16 protein-coding genes are annotated in these 15,797 nt (G+C 47.3%); 10 read left to right on the top strand and 6 right to left on the bottom strand.

Annotated elements, in window-relative coordinates:
- Together BIZ37_RS10250 and BIZ37_RS10255 are read left to right on the top strand one after the other, a co-directional pair.
- A partial coding sequence (locus BIZ37_RS10250; RefSeq protein WP_187461415.1) for an ATP-binding protein occupies positions 1 to 307 on the top strand: 307 nt, incomplete at its 5' end.
- Positions 308 to 317: 10 nt separating this feature from the next.
- Positions 318 to 791 carry a response regulator gene (locus BIZ37_RS10255; protein WP_187461416.1) on the top strand — a complete coding sequence of 158 codons (474 nt, stop codon included), beginning with the start codon at positions 318 to 320 and terminating at the stop codon, positions 789 to 791.
- A 77-nt stretch (positions 792 to 868) separates the two neighbouring features.
- Here the strand turns inward: BIZ37_RS10255 and BIZ37_RS10260 are convergent, their stop codons facing one another.
- The 4 genes from BIZ37_RS10260 to BIZ37_RS10275 all read right to left on the bottom strand — a co-directional run bounded on the left by BIZ37_RS10260 (position 869) and on the right by BIZ37_RS10275 (position 6,024).
- The gene (locus BIZ37_RS10260; RefSeq protein WP_187461417.1) at positions 869 to 1,603 is read right to left on the bottom strand and encodes a YrhK family protein; all 735 of its coding nucleotides are present in this window, start codon (positions 1,601 to 1,603) and stop codon (positions 869 to 871) included.
- Between the two features lie 116 nt (positions 1,604 to 1,719).
- A complete protein-coding gene (locus BIZ37_RS10265; protein ID WP_187461418.1) occupies positions 1,720 to 2,001 on the bottom strand; it encodes a hypothetical protein in 282 nt (93 codons plus the stop codon).
- Between the two features lie 110 nt (positions 2,002 to 2,111).
- Positions 2,112 to 3,113 carry a substrate-binding domain-containing protein gene (locus tag BIZ37_RS10270; RefSeq protein WP_187461419.1) on the bottom strand — a complete coding sequence of 334 codons (1,002 nt, stop codon included), beginning with the start codon at positions 3,111 to 3,113 and terminating at the stop codon, positions 2,112 to 2,114.
- Positions 3,114 to 3,267: 154 nt separating this feature from the next.
- Entirely contained in the window at positions 3,268 to 6,024 is a 2,757-nt protein-coding gene (locus BIZ37_RS10275; protein WP_187461420.1) for a glycoside hydrolase family 3 protein, read from the bottom strand.
- Positions 6,025 to 6,491: 467 nt separating this feature from the next.
- Between BIZ37_RS10275 and BIZ37_RS10280 the strand changes: the two genes are divergently transcribed.
- The 5 genes from BIZ37_RS10280 (at position 6,492) to BIZ37_RS10300 (ending at position 12,684) form a co-directional block, all read left to right on the top strand.
- Positions 6,492 to 8,915, top strand: a complete 2,424-nt coding sequence (locus BIZ37_RS10280) for a zinc/cadmium/mercury/lead-transporting ATPase (protein WP_187461421.1) — start codon at positions 6,492 to 6,494, stop codon at positions 8,913 to 8,915.
- Positions 8,916 to 9,115: 200 nt separating this feature from the next.
- Entirely contained in the window at positions 9,116 to 11,239 is a 2,124-nt protein-coding gene (locus BIZ37_RS10285; protein WP_187461452.1) for a methyl-accepting chemotaxis protein, read from the top strand.
- 129 nt (positions 11,240 to 11,368) lie between these two features.
- The gene (locus BIZ37_RS10290) at positions 11,369 to 11,818 is read left to right on the top strand and encodes an isoprenylcysteine carboxylmethyltransferase family protein (protein ID WP_187461422.1); all 450 of its coding nucleotides are present in this window, start codon (positions 11,369 to 11,371) and stop codon (positions 11,816 to 11,818) included.
- A gap of 40 nt (positions 11,819 to 11,858) precedes the next feature.
- Positions 11,859 to 12,158: an antibiotic biosynthesis monooxygenase gene (locus tag BIZ37_RS10295; protein ID WP_255526730.1), complete on the top strand. Its 300-nt coding sequence runs from the start codon at positions 11,859 to 11,861 to the stop codon at positions 12,156 to 12,158.
- A gap of 7 nt (positions 12,159 to 12,165) precedes the next feature.
- Positions 12,166 to 12,684, top strand: a complete 519-nt coding sequence (locus tag BIZ37_RS10300; RefSeq protein WP_187461423.1) for a type II CAAX prenyl endopeptidase Rce1 family protein — start codon at positions 12,166 to 12,168, stop codon at positions 12,682 to 12,684.
- 53 nt (positions 12,685 to 12,737) lie between these two features.
- Here BIZ37_RS10300 and BIZ37_RS10305 read toward each other — a convergent pair whose 3' ends face one another.
- Complete coding sequence (locus BIZ37_RS10305) at positions 12,738 to 12,914, bottom strand: CCGSCS motif protein (RefSeq protein WP_187461424.1); 177 nt, start codon at positions 12,912 to 12,914, stop codon at positions 12,738 to 12,740.
- Between the two features lie 107 nt (positions 12,915 to 13,021).
- Between BIZ37_RS10305 and BIZ37_RS10310 the strand changes: the two genes are divergently transcribed.
- Complete coding sequence (locus tag BIZ37_RS10310) at positions 13,022 to 13,465, top strand: CopD family protein (RefSeq protein WP_187461425.1); 444 nt, start codon at positions 13,022 to 13,024, stop codon at positions 13,463 to 13,465.
- A gap of 67 nt (positions 13,466 to 13,532) precedes the next feature.
- Here the strand turns inward: BIZ37_RS10310 and BIZ37_RS10315 are convergent, their stop codons facing one another.
- Positions 13,533 to 13,988 carry a DoxX family protein gene (locus BIZ37_RS10315; protein ID WP_222939636.1) on the bottom strand — a complete coding sequence of 152 codons (456 nt, stop codon included), beginning with the start codon at positions 13,986 to 13,988 and terminating at the stop codon, positions 13,533 to 13,535.
- A 125-nt stretch (positions 13,989 to 14,113) separates the two neighbouring features.
- Between BIZ37_RS10315 and BIZ37_RS10320 the strand changes: the two genes are divergently transcribed.
- Both BIZ37_RS10320 and BIZ37_RS10325 read left to right on the top strand, forming a co-directional pair.
- The gene (locus tag BIZ37_RS10320) at positions 14,114 to 15,007 is read left to right on the top strand and encodes a LysR family transcriptional regulator (RefSeq protein ID WP_187461426.1); all 894 of its coding nucleotides are present in this window, start codon (positions 14,114 to 14,116) and stop codon (positions 15,005 to 15,007) included.
- 18 nt (positions 15,008 to 15,025) lie between these two features.
- Positions 15,026 to 15,796 carry a GNAT family N-acetyltransferase gene (locus BIZ37_RS10325; protein WP_187461427.1) on the top strand — a complete coding sequence of 257 codons (771 nt, stop codon included), beginning with the start codon at positions 15,026 to 15,028 and terminating at the stop codon, positions 15,794 to 15,796.
- The last annotated feature ends 1 nt before the right edge of the window (position 15,797 follow it).

The following is a 15,797-nucleotide window of genomic DNA, read 5'->3' on the forward strand; positions in this document are numbered from 1 at the left end:
GGTCAACATTATCAAAAATGCGTGTGATGCGATGGAAGATACCCCAGAACCACAGATCGAAATCATCACACGGCATTCAAAAAACCGTTTGCTGATCACTATCAGTAATAATGGGCCGATGATCGACGAAGCGACACGGCGCAAGGTATTTCAACCCAACTTCACGACCAAAAAAGGTGGGTTGTCGTTCGGATTAGGGCTGGGTCTTTCGATTGTACAGCGGATCGTCAATAGCTATGGCGGCACCATTGCACTCAAGAGCGACCCGGAAAAAACAAAATTTCGTATCAAACTGCCAATCGCGTAAGGGAATGGTTATGGAAAAACTAAACATCATCTGCGTGGATGATCAGAGGGAAGTACTAAGCGCTGTATTGAAAGACTTGTCACCGTTGAATGACTTCTTTCATGTTGAAGACTGTGAATCAGCGGATGAAGCACTGGAGTTGATGGATGAACTGGATGCCGAAGGCGAGTTCATTGCTTTGGTGATTTCGGACCATGTGATGCCGGGTAAAACAGGTGTCGAGTTGCTCACGGAGATCTCACAGGATTCACGTTTTCACAAAACCAAAAAGGTACTATTGACCGGGCAGGCGACGCACCAAGATACTATTGCTGCTATCAACCGAGCCCGTATTGAAAGCTATTTCGAGAAACCTTGGAAAGCTGATAGCCTGCTGACAACAGCAAGAAGCTTAATCACCGAATACATCTTTGATATGGGAATGGATTACCGACCATGGATGGAGATCCTTGATAATGGAGTGGTGTTCAGGCGTTTGAGTTAATCTTCAATCAATTAAACAGGTTTAAAATGTAACCCTGTTGCCTAGTCAGAAAGGGTGAGCGTCGCTCACCCTTTTGCTTATTGAGCAACGGTAAAAGCCGGGACGTCTTGTTTGCTAGCTGCTGCGTCTTGGATAAATAGGTATGCCCGCCAGTAGTTAAATATCCCGCCAAAGAAAAACAACAAGCTACCGATTAAAAACTGCCATGAGATAAAATTGGCCAGCAAAGGTGAATACGCCATAGATTCCTCTTGCCATAGCAAAGGGACTGAGCCAACAGCGAAAAGCACACTTCCTACGATGAAGGTTATTGCTGTTAGGTTCATCAGTTGGGCAATAGGCCGTGAGTTGATTTTTCCTATATTGATAATATTGATCGTCGCGCCAACGACAAAAAGCAGGCTACCAACAATGAATAGGGTAGAACTGAGAGCCTGGTACTGGATATCAATAAAGGTGGCAACCCTGCCTGCGACATACATCAGTGTCCCCAGCAGATAGATATAGGTCGCACTGTACTCGAGCCACTTCTCCTTGCTTTGTGCCTGGCTAGCCCAATAGCGGTGGGTGTCATAGGTATCGTGGCAGTTGATAGTTAGGTAACACAATGAGCCGGCGAAGAATACGATTTGTCCCAGCCATGAATAGGCTGAAAAGCTGGGAAAAAACAAAATGCTGCCCACCACAAACAAGATCCCGCCGAGTTTGTACATCACAGCACCGAGAGTCTCCCAGCGAAAGTGGCTCTTGAGATCGGCATCATGCCGGGTGATATCATGAATGCGGATACGGTTGGTAAACAGACGTGCCATTGATCGCCCTCTATAGTGATTTGCGAAGGCGAGGGTAACGGATAGGCGGGGTTAGGGGTTAATCGCTTTTGTATGATCACAGCCTACTGAAGGCTATAGCGGCGATCCTTACTAGCCTAGGCGGCAACGATATTGTTCCTTACTAACCCGCGCTTGATGTTCCTGCACATCTTGCCAAAACGAGAGATATCGTCGAAGTCCGGCGAGTCGCCCCGTTCCAATACACATTCCCAATATGACACTTCCGACTCAAGCAATTCCATTAGTTTTTTCGGGCAGCCGATACAACTGTTGTCCGGACCACAGACAAAAGTATCAGGATCATAGATAGGCAGTTCTTGCTTCACTTGTTCGATGATTAGCTGCATCGCGGTACGGCGGTCGGGTTTTTTAGCCATGGTAGAGCTCAATAGAGATAAAGTGCGTCATTATAGGCTGATAGTGGTTGTTGTCTATCACCCCAAAGTACAGGGCGGTAGACTGGTTGTTGAACAAGATTTACTGTTGTTCAATCTTTTGTTGCTAATAAGTGGGCAGTGCTCTTTCTAACCACCAGTTCAAAGGGGGGAAGGGGGGCATCAAAGCCTTTTTTTATAATTGTTGCTTGGATTGATTGGAATGCTAACCGGCCAAACTCAAATAACGGTTGCCTAACTGTCGTAAGTTGGGGAATAAAATATGGACACATTTCATGGTCGTCAAAACCGACGACGGATATGTCGTCAGGCACCTTCAACCCGTGTTGGTTGAGGGCCTGAATAGCACCAAATGCACTGTGATCATTAGCCGCAAAAATAGCCGTGAATTTTGTGCCGCTCTGCAGTAAGTGGCGCGTTGCCTTCAAACCGCTTTCCAATGAAAATCCCCCATTGATGATCAGGGAGCTATCAACGACCAACCCTGCATTTTGCAAGCTTTGCTTATAACCCTCTAGGCGGCACTCACCATCGAAAACCCCTTTGGGCCCTGTTAGGTGGGCAATGCGTGTGTGGCCAAGCTGCAATAAATGGTTAGTGGCCATTTTACCGCCCACGAGGTTATTGATATTGAGTGTTTGGGCTTCTGGAGACTCTTTCCGACAGCTAAATAATACCGGGATCTTGCCTAATATCGCTTTTACTTCATGCGCTGGAGCTAGGCCTAAAATAACAATGACACCGTCAAGGTTAAGGTTACGAAAATATTTGAGGTGCTGAATTTCTTGCGGCCGTTGCCAGTTTGAACTTTCGGTAATTAACTGGCTTTGGTTTTGTTCGGCAAACCTTTTGATCCCCGTGAGAATTTTATTGCTGAAGGGACAGTCAAATGAGGGCAGTAAAACACCTATCTTGAGTGCCTTTTCTACTTGGTTTAACCGCTTGCGTGGGTGGTAGCCGAGCTGGTCGATCGCTAATCGGATGCGGCTTGATTTCAGTTTATCGATAGGTGAGGTTTGGTTCACAAAGCGGGAAACGGTTGCCGGTGAGACGCCTGCTAGCTTGGCGACGTCATAAATTGTTGAATTTGCCATATTCCCTCAGGCATGGTGGTAAGCCGTGCATTGTATGTAAGTTAGTGCTTGGCCAATATTAGAGTTTGTTATTGATGGGCTTAAGATCGCGAAAAAGGCTAAAAAAGAGGGAGGCGCTAGCCCCCCTAAGTTTCACCTAGCACGGCTTTTGTTGTTATAAATCAGCACAGCTGAGCGGCTCTGCACCTTCATTGAGATCTTCTGGAACAAGGCGGATCTTACCGATATCAATCTCAACGTTGTCGTATGAATACATGTTGAATGCCCGGGTTAAGCTGGCGAAATCCGTACCTGCTTGCTGAAAACAAGCCAACGGGATCTTGATTGTTTGCCAATCAGGATGGCCTTGTTCAGGCATAATATTGCTGACGTCTAGTTCACCCCAACCCCCTTCGTGGTGGATGGAAACCGTTAGCTTCTCATCTGGGCTGTAGTCGATAACCCTGACATCGAACTGCAGTGATGACTTGGCATTGAGGTAAGGGTAGTAATCTTCAGGCCCGTCGCTTGCGGTATGCATCATGACCTCAGCGGCGGCACGGCCTTCCCATTCACCGTCGTTACCGGCGTAGTTAACTTTCAGTGCATCGAATTGGTGCTCATAGTTTATCCTTTCGGCGGTAATAGAGCCTGCATCAGTCACACCTGAGCCTGTGATTTCTGTCCTTCCCCAGCCGTTGGCTTCAGTCTGTAAATAGGGAAGGAATTCACCGGCGGCGGCAGCACTGAACACCTCCATAATTGAATCAGCGACTCCCTCATTCGGAGCGTCACGTCCACAACCATAGTTACGAGGGTCAAGAGGCAGCGCATTGAGATCACTCTCAGAGGCCGGTACTTCAGTTTTACCGGAATAGTCCAAACCGTAACCGTAAGGGAACAAAGGCTGGTGTTCAGCACCATCGGTAATATCTTGTTCGCCATCTTGGTATTCGTAGCCTTCAAGGTTAGGGGCGTGACGGTTGATCGTGGTTGAACACTTCATTTTTGGCCAAGAATAGGAAAGCTTACCGCTAAACTTCGCACCATTTTGTTTAAATAGGACATCCGTAATACCCCCAGCCTCGGTACCCGGCAGCCAGGCAGCAACAAAGGCATCAGAAAGGTTAATTTCCTCGTTGACGTAAAGAGGGCGGCCAGAATACATAATAGTCACGACTTTATAGCCAAGATATTTCAGCTCTTGGATCTTGGCCAGATCTGCGGCGTAGTGAGATTTGATGGAGGCGTACTCAAGGGTTTGGTTGTCTTTGATATCCCCCATCATTTCCGCGTAAGGATCTTCACCTATCACAACTATAGCGACTGTTGTTTCTGGATCAGCTTGTGCAGTATCAGTAAAGACATTTTCCTCACCAACCAACTCTTCCAGCGCCAGTTTCATAGTTTGTGCACCGGGGAAGTCATCTTCAATGGTGTTGCCATCACCTTGCCAGGTGAGTGTCCAGCCGCCGGTTTGTTTGGTTATGTCATTAGCCGCACTACCGGTGAGAAGGAACTGGCTATTTTTCTTAAGCGGCAAGACCTTATCTTCATTTTTCAACAGTACCAGAGATTGGCTTACGGCTTCACGGGCCAGTGCGCGGTGCTCAGGGTGGCCCAATAATGACTGATTACCTGCGTTGGTTCGATTTACCGGGGAAGGTTTTTCCCACAGTCCTGCCCGCATTTTAACTCTCAGGATACGAGTTACGGCATCATCGATTCGTTCCATCGGGATCAGGCCGCTGTTTACCTGAGCGATGACGTTATGGTAGAAACCCTGCCAGTCCTGACGGGCAGTTACCATGAATATATCATTACCAGCCAACACGGCTTGTGGACAGTTATCAGCCGAACAGCCATTGATTTCGGTATGCCCATTCCAGTCAGTGACAACCAGTCCGTCAAAGCCCATTTTGTCTTTCAGTACGTCCTGTACCATGTACTTGGAACCATGGAGCTTCTTGTTGTACTCACCGTTTTCAACGCCAGGGTGATCTTGCCATAAATCGTAGTTTGCATCGTCATGCCAGGAGTTGAATGAGGTCATCACGACCTGTGCACCTGCATCTAGCCCAGAGAAGTAACCGACAGCATGGATATTGCGGAGGTATTCTTCCGAGTAGTGGTTTTCACCACGGTCGACACCTTTGCGGGTGCCGCCATCGCCAACCCAGTGTTTTACATTGGAAATGACATTCTCTTGGCCTTTGATGCCATCAGCGCCATTTTGCAAGCCCTCGACCATACGGCCGGCATATTCGTATACCACTTCGGGATCTTCCGAGTAACCTTCATAGACACGTCCCCAGCGGTAGTCGCGGGGTGTCGCTACTGTTGGGGCGAAGGTCCAGTCAAGGCCGGTTGCTGTAATTTCAGTGGCCGTTGCTTTCCCTATTTCTTCAATCAGGTCTGGGTTACGGGCTGCACCCAAACCGATATTGTGTGGAAAGACAGTAGCCCGGAAGACGTTGTTGTGGCCGTGCACGGCATCTGTTGCCCAGATGAATGGGATACGGAATCCCCGTCCGGCCCAAGATTGCTCTGCGGCTTGGTGGTATTGGTTGGCAAGGTCTGCCCATTCTTGGGCTGTGGCATATTTATTGTTATTCGGCCAGGCACCGCCACCATTGAGTAGTGAGCCGAGTTTGTATTCAGCTACTTCCTCTGGGGTGACATCGGTCAGGTTGGGTTGGATCATCTGGCCGACTTTTTCTTCCAATGTCATCTGCGCCACGATGCTGGCAATTTCAGCTTCCATGGCAGCATCTTGTTTAATTGGGGAGTCAATTTGGGGCCATTCTGCATAATATGGCAGCTCAGTGGCCGGGGTGTCTTTGCCTCCCGTGTCATTGTCATCGCTTCCACAACCCGATACTAATGCCGCTAGGATCATACAGCTGAGTAAGGTTCTTTTGTTCTTTAACATCATTCATCCTTTTTAGTTAAATCAATAGGGTGTGGGGGTAGGCGGGGAAAATCTTATCAACTGGAAGCGTTAAAAGTACGTTAATTTCATAACGGGGAATTTGTTTCATGGCTTGTGCGGCTTAGCATCACAAAGCCTGCACAGTTCTCAAAAAATATTCGCGGCAATGAATAAATATTTGTAAGCCTGTCAGGGCAGAAGTTTGAATTGGCTCAAAGTTAATGCTGAAACCATTTTTACCTGATGTATTGGGGAATTGTTATTTATGGAAAAAATAAACGGGGCCTAAGTAAATATTTTATTTTGTTAATACACTGAACTGCAGCTGAAGCAGCTGGAAGTAGAAATATAGAAGTCATGAAAACACCGTAAAATTGCCTTCCTCAACTTGACCTTGGACTGTACTCCAAGGTTTATAGTTATGAATATGGTGAGCAATCCATAGTTCACAATAAAAGGAGAAGGCCATGTGTGCCCAATGCAATAATAAGAAGTTACATGTACATGCAGTAAAAGCTGTCGGTGTTGGTCAGCCATCCGTTGTGGTGGAAAGCAACAGAGTTGAATCATGCTGTTCCACTGGAACCTGCCAATCAAATACAACCTCTTCTATTTCGCAAGAATCGGATCTTTCGCCGGGTGATGACGACCCTGCCTCCGGTGCCTCCCTCGGATTTTCAGTCAATAAAATCACTTCCGCAGAGGCAGCGGCTGAGTCGTCATGTTGCAGTTCCGGTGGCTGTTGTTCGGCAGCAAGCGAAGACAATTCAGCAGACGATGTTACACCTGCCCCTCATAGTACAACCCTAAGCTGGAAAGTCGGCGGTATGGACTGTCCAAGCTGCGCCAACAAGTTAGAAAAGGCTATCAATGGCCTTGATGGTGTTGCTTCAGCGAAAGTGATGTTTGCCACTGAAAAGTTGGTTGTAAATTGTCAATCGGCAGCGATATCAGATGCTATCGTCGCGAAAACTAGGGAAACGGGATTTCAGCTCTTCACCAGCGGTGATACATCAGAACAAGAAAAGCCAGCAAGCTTGCTCAAGCAAAATATGCCTGTTTTGATGATTGCTTTGATGATGGTGATCTCCTTCATTGTCAGCAAGCAGTCGGATGTCATGGGGTTGGCTGCCTTTACTGCGACCACTTTGGTCGGTCTATTTCCTATTGCCCGAAAGGCCATCAGGTTGGCTAAGAGCGGTTCGCCATTTTCTATCGAAACCTTGATGAGTGTGGCGGCAATCGGTGCGCTTTATTTGGGTGAAACTGCCGAAGCGGCGATGGTATTGCTGCTCTTCCTCATTGGTGAGCAACTTGAAGGGTATGCTTCAGCGAAAGCCCGCAGTGGTGTGAAAGCGTTGATGGCATTGGTCCCGGAAAAAGCCAGTCGTATTTTGGCTGATGGCAGCAAAGAGCAGGTTTCGGCGAGTGAGCTCAAGCCAGGCGATATTATCGAAGTCGCACCGGGGGGGCGTTTGCCTGCTGATGTCGAGTTGATGGATGCGGCGGCAAGCTTTGATGAAAGTGCGCTGACGGGGGAATCAGTGCCGGTCGAACGCTTACCTGGCGAGCAGGTAATGGCCGGTGCATTGGTTGCTGATAAAGTGGTACGTCTGAAAATTACCTCGGAGCAGGGCGAAAATGCTATCGACCGCATTTTGCACTTGATTGAAGATGCAGAGTCGCGCAAGGCTCCGCTAGAGCGCTTTGTTGACCGCTTCAGCCGTTGGTACACCCCGGCAATGATTGTACTGGCTGCTTTGGTGGTAGTGATCCCGCCGCTGTTCTTCGGTCAAGCTTGGGATGAGTGGTTATACAAAGGCCTGACGCTGCTATTGATTGCTTGCCCTTGTGCATTGGTGATTTCGATTCCGGCAGCGATTACTTCCGGCTTGGCTGCGGCAACTCGCCGAGGTGCCCTGATCAAAGGTGGGGCGGCACTGGAGCAGCTCGGAAGAATTGAAACGGTGGCTTTTGATAAAACCGGTACTTTGACCGAAGGCAAACCGGTAATGACTGATATTGTCAGCTGGGATGGCGATGAACCGCGTTTATTAAGACAGTCCGCTGCGGTAGAAATGGGATCAGCCCACCCACTGGCGCAGGCTGTGGTCAATGCAGCGAAAGAGCGTGGATTGGATGTTGAAGAAGCCCAACACCGTCAGGCGTTGCCAGGTCGGGGTATTCAAGGACAGATCGAAGACGACATTTTGATGCTGGTTGCAGCCGATCGCTTACCCGAGGGGGTATCGCTATCGGTACAACAGGCAGAGCAAGCTTATGAACTCGAAGGTGAGGGGAAAACCTTGGTTGTAGCTCTTCGAAACGAGATGCCTGTGGGGTTGATTGCCTGGCGTGATAACTTGCGCGAAGACAGTGCCAAGGCGGTCAAGCAACTCAAAGAGATGGGTATCCATTCTGTGATGTTGACGGGAGACAACCCAAGGGCTGCGGCAGCGATTGCTGGAGAAATCGGTATTGCTTTTGAAGCCGGTTTGTTGCCTGAAGACAAAGTCAAACAGGTTGAACGGGCTAACCAGAGTGCCAATGTGGCTATGGTGGGTGACGGTATCAACGATGCACCTGCTATGAAGACCGCTTCAATTGGTATCGCAATGGGTGGCGGTACAGATGTGGCACTGGAAACTGCTGATGCAGCATTGACCCACAACCGTGTTGCTGAGTTGCCTATGATGATTGCCCTGTCGAAAGCGACTCTGGCCAACATCAAGCAGAATGTGTTCTTGGCGCTGGGTTTAAAAGGTGTTTTCTTGATTACCACCTTGCTGGGCATGACAGGCTTGTGGGTGGCGGTCTTGGCCGACAGCGGAGCAACTGCGCTGGTTACCCTCAATGCGCTACGCTTGTTGAAGTTCAAGTATAAGGAATAGGCTCATCTTTGCTCTGATTTGGTGCATTTGTTCTGTACGATGCACCAATTTGGGTGCCGGGCACCAATCTTAAGGTTTTTTATCATTTCTTTCAGTGGCTTGCCCTTATCATTGCCTAGTAATTCATAAAATACCAAACTAATGCGTTTGGTATTTTTTTTGCATTTAAAACAATAGGATGATGTATATGGATGGATACAATGCAGCTTTCACAGCAAGAAAAGAACTGGCTCCCTATTTTTGGCCCTAATGGCAAACTGGCGATGCGCAAAGCGTGCTGGTTAAACCGAGATAAAATTGCTTACCTTGAAGAGACTTTCGACAGCATTTCTAATACACGGGTAAGGCTGCTTCAAACCTGGACTGAAACGCAGTGGGACTTCCTTCAAGATGCGATGTTCTACCTCGCGACAAAACCGGTACAAGAGCAGCCTAGTGTGTTGGCACAGTTGCTACAGCGAAATAATGACTTTTCTGAGTTATTTATTGTTGATGCTAATGGCATGATCTCCGCCAGTAGTTTCCCTGCCCATACCGGCCACAGTCACCGTCAGAAAGATGCCTTAGCCCAAGGAAGCACCCAGCAGTTTTTGCACGGGCCATATATTGATAAACAGACATTGGCACCGGGCCCTTCAAGCTCAAGTTTCCACGACGAAGTGACATTGATGTTCTATCAGCCGATAGAGGTGTCAGGCACCTTCATCGGATGTTTATGTGGCCGTGTTCCCAACGATGTGCTGGGGGATCTGATCCAGCGCGAAGCAGGGCACATCTACAGCGAATCGGGCGATAACTATATCTTTATGGTGGATTCGAAGTTCGACTCGTCAATTCAGCCGGGAACCGCCCTTTCTCGCTCACGCTTTGAAGACAGTACGTTTTCCCATGGCGAGAACCTGAAATCTGGGGTTGGGACAGACTGGGGGGCAGTCAAGATAGACAAACATACCGAGTTTGAAATTATCTTCACTGACCCTGCAACCCAAAAGCTACACCCAGGTGTCAGGGAGACTATAGCCAAAGGAGAAAACCTATATGTGGAATATCCGGGCTATTCTGACTACCGCCATATTCCAGTAATAGGAAAAGGAGTGACATTCCAACTTCGCGGCTCTCCTGATCGGTGGGGGATGATGTGCGAAGCCGATTTGGAAGAAGTCTATCGCCACCGTTCGCTTACTAAAAAATTGAGTAACAACTACGCACTGATTTGGCTACTTACCGTTGTGCCCCCATTGCTGCTCGCGCATTTTTTGGCATTGGGGATCCCTGCTCTATGCATGATGATGGCCATGTCACTCATAGTTGGCTACGGCGTGTTCAAGTATATGGTGGCAAAACCAATGGTTAGGCAATTGGAGCAAATGACAGGGGTGATAAAAACCATTGCCGAAGGTGATGGCGATCTGAAACGCCGGCTTGATAGCCAGCAATTCCATCCCGACGAGACGGGGGATTTAGGACGGTGGATCAACAGTTTCATCGATAACCTTGAGGGAGTGGTTGGCGGTATTATCTTTGCCTCCAATGAAGTTGAACAGGTGAGCAATTCAATGCTGCGCCGTTGTAGTGTGGTAGATGATTGTACTGTTAAAACCTCAGCCTCTATTGACTCATTGTTAACTTTGACCCGTCATCAGCAAGCAGAAATCCATAAAGCAGAGCAATCAGCGCAGCAGTTGCAAGACTTGATGCAGAGTATGGTCGATTCAGCGCAAGAAGAATATCAACAAGCGGTAAGCAACACTCAGGAAATCAAAGATATCGTTAAAGCGTCAGCAAATAGCGTGAATGAAATTAATGACGAGATGAAACATATTGAAGAGGTCGTCCGGCTTATTTCTGAAATTACCGAACAGACCAACTTACTGGCATTGAATGCGGCTATCGAAGCTGCCAGGGCAGGTGAGCACGGCCGGGGGTTCTCGGTGGTAGCTGACGAAGTAAGGAACCTCGCTACCAAAACATCTACAGCCGCCAACCATATTGGTGAGACGGTAAGTAAATTGCGGGGGCAATCCAAAACGGCGGTTAGCTATATGGAGCAGGGCGTTCACAATGTCGAGCAGAGTTCGATGATATTGGACTCAAGCCAGCGAAGTGACAAGTTGCAGCAAGCTGTGGAATCTATGTTCCAGACCATTAATGTTATTGCCTCGACCAGTGAGCGTCATAGTGATACCTCTGAGAAAGCACAGACCAGTATGTCTTCGCTGGAATTGTCCTCACAGCAGTTAACGCGCCGTACGACCTTGGTGAAAAACTCGATTATACGATTGCACCAGTTAGTTGACCGGTTTGAAGTCTCTTCGGCAAGCTAGGATGAGAAAAGCATGCGGGTAGATGAGACCATCACGTGCTAGAAAAGCCTAGTCACGTAAGGGGACCAGACGTTATATTGTTGCCTAAAGGACACAATATCTCATTTCATTTTGGCCAAGGAGAGAGCCATGCTCGAGTTAAAGGTCCCCCCTTTAATACTGTTTAACATCTTCGCTGCTGTGATTATATTGCCGGCTGATTTTCCGATCAGGTTTGATAATGAGGGTTTCTTGGTGGGTGTCCTGCTTGTTGCCATCGCAATGGCGATAGCCTTGTCCGCGACCATGACCTTTAAGCGGGCAAAAACGACGGTTAACCCTTACAGCTTTGATAATGTGAACACACTCGTGACATCAGGTGTCTTTGGTTATTCAAGAAATCCGATGTACTTAGCGATGGTACTAGCTCTACTCGGTATCGGATTTATCGTGGGCAAGATTGTTCTAGCTGTGCTGGTGGCTATGGGGTTTGTGAGCTATTTGACTAAATTTCAGATATTGCCGGAGGAGCGTTTACTGGCAGGTTTATTCGGCTCAGAGTATCACCAGTATTGTCAGCAGGTTAGGCGCTGGGTTTAGTAAGGAATGCTTATTTTTTTAATTGTTTTCCAAGGAAGGGATGATGTTTGCGGTTATTTTCAGGGCTAAAACTGGCCATCAGGATGCACAGTACTCAGAAATGGTCTCAGTGATGCGCGAACGGGCTTTTGACAAATACGGCTGCTTAGATTTTATCGCGGTCACTGAAGGCGATCAGGAAATTGCTATTTCCTACTGGGAAACGGAGGAAGATATTCAACGTTGGCACCAAGACACCCGGCATGCAGTAGCCCAACAGTTAGGACGCGAGAAATGGTATCAGTCTTACACTGTTCAAGTGGTTGAAGTGAAAAGGCAGTATAGTTTTCAAAATATATAGGATGGCAATGGTGGTTAAGGACTTATATTTAGGGTTGGTGTCGTTCCCAAGGCATGGGCTCAAACTAGGAATCGCTGCTGTGCTTGGTTTTAGTGCTTTTGCTGTAGGCTTTGGCTTATCCTCTGGACTTTTTACATTTGCACCTGTGAAGTACCCCAATGCTTACTTTCTTATTCTTACCATGGTTATTTTTCCTTCCTTGCTAGAAGAAGGAATCTTCCGTGGCTTATTGATCCCTCGTAAGGTGTTTAGTCAATCGACTAGGCAGCAATGGCTTTACATACTCGGAAGCTCGGTTATTTTTGTTCTCTGGCATCCATTCAATGCATTTATGTTCAATACATCCGCTCAGCTATTTTTCTATGATCTACGATTTCTTCTGATTGTCATGGTGCTAGGTGTGACCTGTGGCTACCTATATATCAAGAGTCACTCCCTCTGGCCATGTGTTGTTGTTCACTGGCTAACCGTCGTGTGCTGGGTTTTTATATTCGGTGGCAGAAATTTGTTAGGTGAAGTCGCTTAGCAATATGGGGCATCTCTTTCTCCAGAATGAATCATTGAAATACCCCTTTGCTGTTATGAACAAGAACCACAGCAGAACCCAGGCTCTCCGTGTTTTTTTGTGGTTTTTTCTTGTTCGGTACTTCCTTCTTTCTCTGCCTGTGTTTCAGTAGAAGTAGGTCGCTCAACCAACTTATTACCTTCGGTATTGCTGTTCGATTTTTTGAAAATCTTGGTAAAAGAAATAGCCATGCGGTTTAACTCCAAATGATGAAATGAGATTTATTTGTTAAGTTGCATTCTTAATGCGTGTTATAGTTTACCCTAGATGACTGTCAATGGTTAAGTTGGAGGGAAGAATGTTTGGGGCGCTATTAGCATTGCACATCATTGCGGCAACGATTTGGACTGGCGGGCATATTGTCTTGTCGCTGGTTGTCTTGCCGTCGGTGCTTAAGAACCGTAATCCACAGCAGTTACTGGACTTTGAGCAGGTGTACGAAAAAATCGGAATGCCAGCATTGATTATTCAGATTGTCACCGGGCTGATGCTGGCTTATCGGATGCTACCGGATATCACATTATGGTTTGATATGAGCATTCCTTTGTCTCATGGCATCATGGCCAAACTTCTGTTATTGACGTTAACAGTACTCTTTGCCCTTGATGCAAGGTTTAGGGTTATACCGAAATTGTCTGCAGATAACCTATGGGATATGGCATTGCATATCATCCCGGTAACCGTTATATCTGTGCTGTTTGTGTTGGCAGGGGTGTCTTTTAGAGCCGGTTGGCTTTTTTGAAAAGTGGTATAAGCCGCTCAGATCTGGGAGCGGCTTAACAAGGAGTTAGGCAGCTTAGCGAGTTGAGCTAAGCAAACTTTTGCTGTGTAACGGAGAGCTTAGTGAAGAATGGCAGCGTTTTTTCCAGCGAATATTTGCCACCGCCAAAAACGATAAGCAAACCGTAGACAAAACAGTAAATGGTTGCCAATTCATTGCCGGCCCAGCCTTTGAGCATACCCACCATATATACGGCTATCAACATGGTGAAAAGCAACATGGCAGAGGCTAGCCTGGTAAAAACGCCTAAGATCAGGGCGATGGAACAAACTAGTTCGGCAAATAACGCCATGATTAAACTCAGTTGTGAGCCGAGACCAAAAGGGTCAAAAAACGTCTGCGACAATGCAGCAAAATTCATGAGTTTAGGAATGGCATGGGTGAGCATGGCTAATCCAATGCCAATACGGGTGATAAGCAAAGCAATATCTTCGGCAATTGGGAATTTCTGCTGTCCGGTCATCAGGGCAAATAAAGGCTTCATACGCGCTCTCTTAGTGGCTTAAGCCACATATTTTTTATGGTTAATTTCAATACCACTATAGGGTGATTATTTGGTCAGATATATGCTCTAATATGAACAGCTTTGTTTCATAAATTGAGCATATCATGGACAGGTTAACGGCAATGCAAGTCTTTGCTGTGGTTGTAGAGAGGGGAAGCTTTACTGCCGCGGCCAAGCATTTAGATCTCAGTAGAGTTAAGGTAACGCGTTATGTTGCCGAACTCGAAACTTGGCTCGGCGCAAGGCTATTGCAACGCACCACACGCAGTTTGGCACTAACACCAGCTGGCAACCAGTTCCACAGTCAATGCCTTGATGTTCTGGCGTTGACCAATACCATTGAATACACACTCTCGGATACTGCTGTCGTTCCTAGTGGCAAACTGAGGATTACCTCCACCTCGGCATTTGCGGTCAGCCACCTTACCGAGGCAGTTATTGACTTCCAACGGCAATACCCGGGTGTTTCTGTCGATATGAATATCCAGGATTATAAAGTCAACCTTGTCGATGAACAGGTTGATCTCGCGATTCGCATCGCGGATGAATTGGATCCCGGGTTGATTGCAAGGAAGTTAGCGCCCTGCCACTCAGTACTGTGCGCCTCTCCAGCCTATTTAGCCCAGCAAGGTGCCCCTTCAGAGATAGATCAATTATCCCAGCACCAATGTTTGCTGTTTTCCCACTTTGATACCCATCAGTGGCAATTGAGGCAGGGGGATAGGTTGGAGCGAGTTACTGTAAACGGTGATTTGCGTGCCAATGATGTGATGGTGCTTTATCAGGCCGCTAAGAAAGGGGCGGGTATCGCGCGTTTGCCCCGTTACTTGGTTGAGCAAGATCTCGAAAGCGGTATGTTAATTGAAGTACTCCCGCACTGGCAGGCAAATGCAATGGCCGTATGGGGGATATACCTCTCTCGTAAGCATATGCCTGCGTCATTGAGGGTATTGCTCGATTTTTTGGTGGCAAGGTTTGAGAATAGAAATAATTGGTAGTAAAGGACTGTATTGAAGATGAAAACAACGGACGTGATGCATGCTTACAACGAGCATGAAAGAAAAGTTATCAATGACATTGATGGAAAAGTCATTGATACCGATGGTGTGGTTAAATTCGTTTCTGATAACCCCCAAGGGAGTTACATCTCTTTCTATTCCCTCGACGAGCAATCTGCCAAGGCGGCTATTGAACGGGAAGTCGCTTACTTTTCTCAATTGGGGAAAGCATTTGAGTGGAAGACATATTGTGCAGATGTTCCGCAGAACATCGGTGAGTTGCTATTGAATTTTGGCTTTGAACAAGAAGAGTCGGAATCATTTATGGCTTTAGATCTTTCAACAGTCTCTGAACGTGAAGTTGATGACAGCCTGATAGTTGAAGTCACCGACGCCAAAGGGATCCGCGATGCAGTCAGTGTTCAGGAGCAAGTCTGGGGCGGAAATTACGATTGGCAATATGCCCATTTGCTCAATATGAAGACCCAAACCCCAGACAATATTTCTATCTACGTGGTGTATGACGGCGGCAAGCCGGTAACCTCGGCCTGGATAATGTTTAACGGAGACAGCCCGTTTGCGGGGATCTGGGGAGGCAGTACTATTGCTGAATACCGGGGAAGGGGACATTATTCGTTGTTGCTCAACAAGCGAATCAATGAAGCCAAATTGAGGGGCAAGCAGTACTTAATTATTGATGCTTCTGATATGAGCCGGCCGATTGTTGAAAAGCATGGCTTTGTGTTTGTGTCTACCACAACGCCCTATGCTTTCCACCCACAAAAATAGT

The organism is Photobacterium sp. BZF1, assembly GCF_014349205.1.
Lineage (GTDB): Bacteria > Pseudomonadota > Gammaproteobacteria > Enterobacterales > Vibrionaceae > Photobacterium.